This window comes from Novipirellula sp. (assembly GCF_041583735.1).
GTDB lineage: Bacteria > Planctomycetota > Planctomycetia > Pirellulales > Pirellulaceae > Novipirellula.
On the sequence record NZ_JBFHFD010000804.1, the window covers coordinates 1 to 3,405 of the forward strand.

Consider the following 3,405-nt stretch of genomic DNA (forward strand, 5'->3'; position numbering starts at 1 on the left):
AAACAACCTGCCGTGATCAACGGTTGTAGCGAGTTGTTCCGCGACGTGTTTGGCGAAGACGCCGGTGTGGCCGCGCGAAGTGCACTTGGCACTAACGCGTTGCCCGGTGGAATCGCAGTGGAAATCGAAGCGATCTTCGAAGTCCAGGTGTAGTCACCCACGGTATCGCTGACAAGCAGGGCTGGTTGTTTTGGCGTTAGCCACGGTTGCATCGTTCAGCCGAGGCCGACGCCCAATGCCATCTACTTTGGTACTAAACGGGTGGTTTTCGTAGCGAGCGCTAGCCAAGTCGCTGCCCGGTGTTTGCCATTGCGTGACCACTCGTGCTCTCCGTTTGCAACAGGCTCTCCGTTCGCAACTGGTTTGACACCTGTTTACAATGAGGCAGGGGTACGGGGTCTGGGGGGACAGACAATGGATGCCCCCATCATCGTGAGTAGGCTGACCTCGTGACAAAATGTTTGTGGCAAAATGACTGAGCGGACGAACGTAAAATCGGAACCCAACACGTTTCCGCCGCTGGTTGATCGAGCCATCGTCATCACAGGACCGACCGCATCGGGTAAAAGCTCGGTTGCGATCGAGTTGGCTCGGATCACGGGCGGCGAAGTGCTGTCGCTCGATTCCATCGCGGTGTACCGCGATATGGACATCGGCAGCGCGAAACCTACCCGCGAAGATCGCCAGATCGTGCCGCATCATCTGATCGATTTGGTCGATCCCACGGACGAATTCAGCGTGGCGTGTTACTTGCAATCGGCCCACGCGATCGTGGACCAACTTGCCGCCGAGGGGAAACCCGCGATCTTCGTCGGCGGTACTCCGATGTTTCTCAAAGGCGTCCTGCGTGGATTTGATCCCGGTCCGCCTGCCGATCAGGCGTTTCGCCAATCGGTCGAACAAGACGTCAAGCAGTTTGGTATTCCGGCGCTGCGAAAACGGTTGCAGCAAGTCGATCCCTTAGCAGCCCATCGCATCGATCCAGGCGACGTGCGGCGTATGATCCGCGCACTCGAAGTGGCTTACCATACCGGGCAACCGTTAAGTCATCGTCAGCTTCAATTTGATCAGGTGTGTAACGCAGCGGATTGTAACGTGTTTCGATTGGGCTGGGATCGCAAACAATTGCACGATCGAATCAACCGCCGCGTCGATCAGATGTTCGCGCGTGGTTTCGTGGACGAAGTCCGTGAACTGACCGCCAAGTATGGCAAACTCTCTCGTACGGCGGCCCAGGCTGTGGGGTATCGCGAATTGCTCGAGTGTTTGTCGCAGCCGAGCGTGTCGCAAGAAGAAGGCCTCGAAAAGACAAAACAAGAGATTGCCGCACACACGCGGCAGATGGCACGACGTCAAGAAACATGGTTCCGGTCGTTTGCCGAAATTCGCACGGTGGATGTCGCTGAACCGCTCGATTCGCAAGCCATCGCACAGCAAATCCATCGCCAATTGGTCGATCCACCGCGTTGTTAGGGACCGTTCGGAAATAACTTCGTCATTTCAAAGTGTCTTCCAAATGACGTGAGCCCTCCGGTGGCGTTTGAGCCGGTCCGCTAGGGCATTACTGGAATGAGCGTAGCTCGGCCAGCTTTAAAGGTAGTGGACGAGGCTACGAGTCCCAGCGACTCAGTGGCACGACGGGACTCGTTGCCTCGTCCACTACAGAGAAGACACTTCACCCGCGTGATTTGCTACAAAACTCGAATGACGAAGTTATTTTCGAACCGTACCTTAGTCCGGTTCGCCGCCCACCGCTTGTAACACGTCGGTAAACGGCATTTCGCTGCACACCCCAAAGTGAGGTTCGCGTGTCATTCGCGATCGAAACATGGCGGGAGTCGACAGCCCGCACAAAAATCGAGCGCGTTGTCGTGCGGTGATCATGCGATCGGGATACTTCGCAATCATTTCGTCGATGATCCGGGTCGCTGATCCGCCGAGAGATCGCGGCGGTGCTGCGGGGATCTCGAACGGCCCCTCGCCAAGACAATAACTGCAGTGACTGCAATCTTGTTTGATCTCATCACCAAAGTGGGCCGCCAACGTGGCGGCTTGGCACGACCGGGCCGCAGCCAATTGCAGCACCGCATCCAGCCGGTTCACTTCGCTGGTTTCACGCTGCACCATTTGCTCGGTCAATTTGTCCGCCAGTTTGTTTGCATTTTTGGGCTCTTTGATCCAGCGATAGCCGTGCACAAGATCGCTAACTTTGACTTCGAGCCAACCCTGTTCGGCCATCCACTGGATTGCCGACACGATCGATTTGCGATCGGTTTGCATTCGATTCGCCGCCAATGTTACATTCAAAATGAACCATGTCCGCCCTTTGGTTAGATGCGACAACCCCGCCGCAATGAACGTCCGCTGTTCGCCCGCGAGTTGATTCAAAATCGAATTTAAGCTGAGGATCGGGTGGATCTTGTACTTTTCGTAACGAGGTGACGTCGCTTGCAAATAGCCATCCAGTTCCAAGTAAGTTAGCAAGGTACGGACGACCGAAATTCGGATGTCGGATTCGGCAGACAAGCGATACTGCGACACAAAAAATTCGTCACGATTACCTCGCAGTAACTCGATCATCTTCCGCACGCCCGATCGCGAAGGGGTGTCGCCATAGGTGAAATTATCGATCGTCACTCGGTCTTCGGGGACGAGGATCAATTCACACAGCGATGGTTTTCCGTCTCGGCCCGCGCGTCCGATTTCTTGCGCGTAGGCTTCGAGTGATTTGGGCGGATTGAAATGATAGACGTAGCGGATGTTTGACTTGTCGATTCCCATTCCGAACGCGATGGTCGCTACCACCACGTCCTTCTTTGACTTTTGAAACGAATGTTGCACCTCCATTCGCCGGCTGATCTCCATGCCGGCATGGTAGGCGGTGGCTGTGACCCCGTCATCGCAAAGACGTTGAGCGATTTCTTCGGCAGCGCGTTGTGTGGTGACATAGACAAGCGTTGCACCGGCGGTCCGCGAAGCGATTTGCGAACGTAAATGCGGGTACTGATCTTCGCTGCTTAAAACGATGCTTCGCAAATGCAGATTCTGGCGATGGAAAGGTGTTCGAATCGCATCTTTGCTGGCGATCCCAAACGCCTTTTTGATATCACCCAAGACGGTTGGGGTGGCGGTTGCGGTCAACGCCAGCACTCGTTGTGCCGAAAATCGCCGCGTCAATTCCGCCAATTTTAGATAGTCGGGGCGGAAATTGTGCCCCCACTGGCTGATGCAATGCGCCTCGTCAATCGCAAACAGCGAGATGTCAAGCGTCGAGAGCGACGCAATGAATTGCTCGTTGAAAAATCGTTCGGGGGCCACGTACAACAGTTTGACCTGTCCATCGCGGATGCGCCGCATGCCATCGCGAAATTCGGCTGGTGTTTGAGTCGAATCGAGCCGGATCGC

3 protein-coding genes are annotated in these 3,405 nt (G+C 55.4%); 2 read left to right on the plus strand and 1 reads right to left on the minus strand.

Features of this window, described 5'->3' with window-relative positions:
• Window positions 1-153, plus strand: a 153-nt coding sequence (locus tag ABX962_RS32990; protein ID WP_372725938.1) for a RidA family protein, incomplete at its 5' end; no start/stop codon positions are given.
• A 318-nt stretch (window positions 154-471) separates the two neighbouring features.
• A complete protein-coding gene (gene miaA / locus ABX962_RS32995; protein WP_372725936.1) occupies window positions 472-1,473 on the plus strand; it encodes a tRNA (adenosine(37)-N6)-dimethylallyltransferase MiaA in 1,002 nt (333 codons plus the stop codon).
• Between the two features lie 258 nt (window positions 1,474-1,731).
• On the opposite strand, the gene ABX962_RS33000 is transcribed toward miaA, so the two are convergent.
• On the minus strand, window positions 1,732-3,405 hold a 1,674-nt coding region (locus ABX962_RS33000; protein ID WP_372725937.1), incomplete at its 5' end, for a RecQ family ATP-dependent DNA helicase.

What these genes read in the sequence shown, in the direction of transcription:
- miaA (WP_372725936.1), top strand. Translation starts at nt 472, where the DNA reads ATGACTGAGCGGACGAACGTAAAATCGGAACCCAACACGTTTCCGCCG.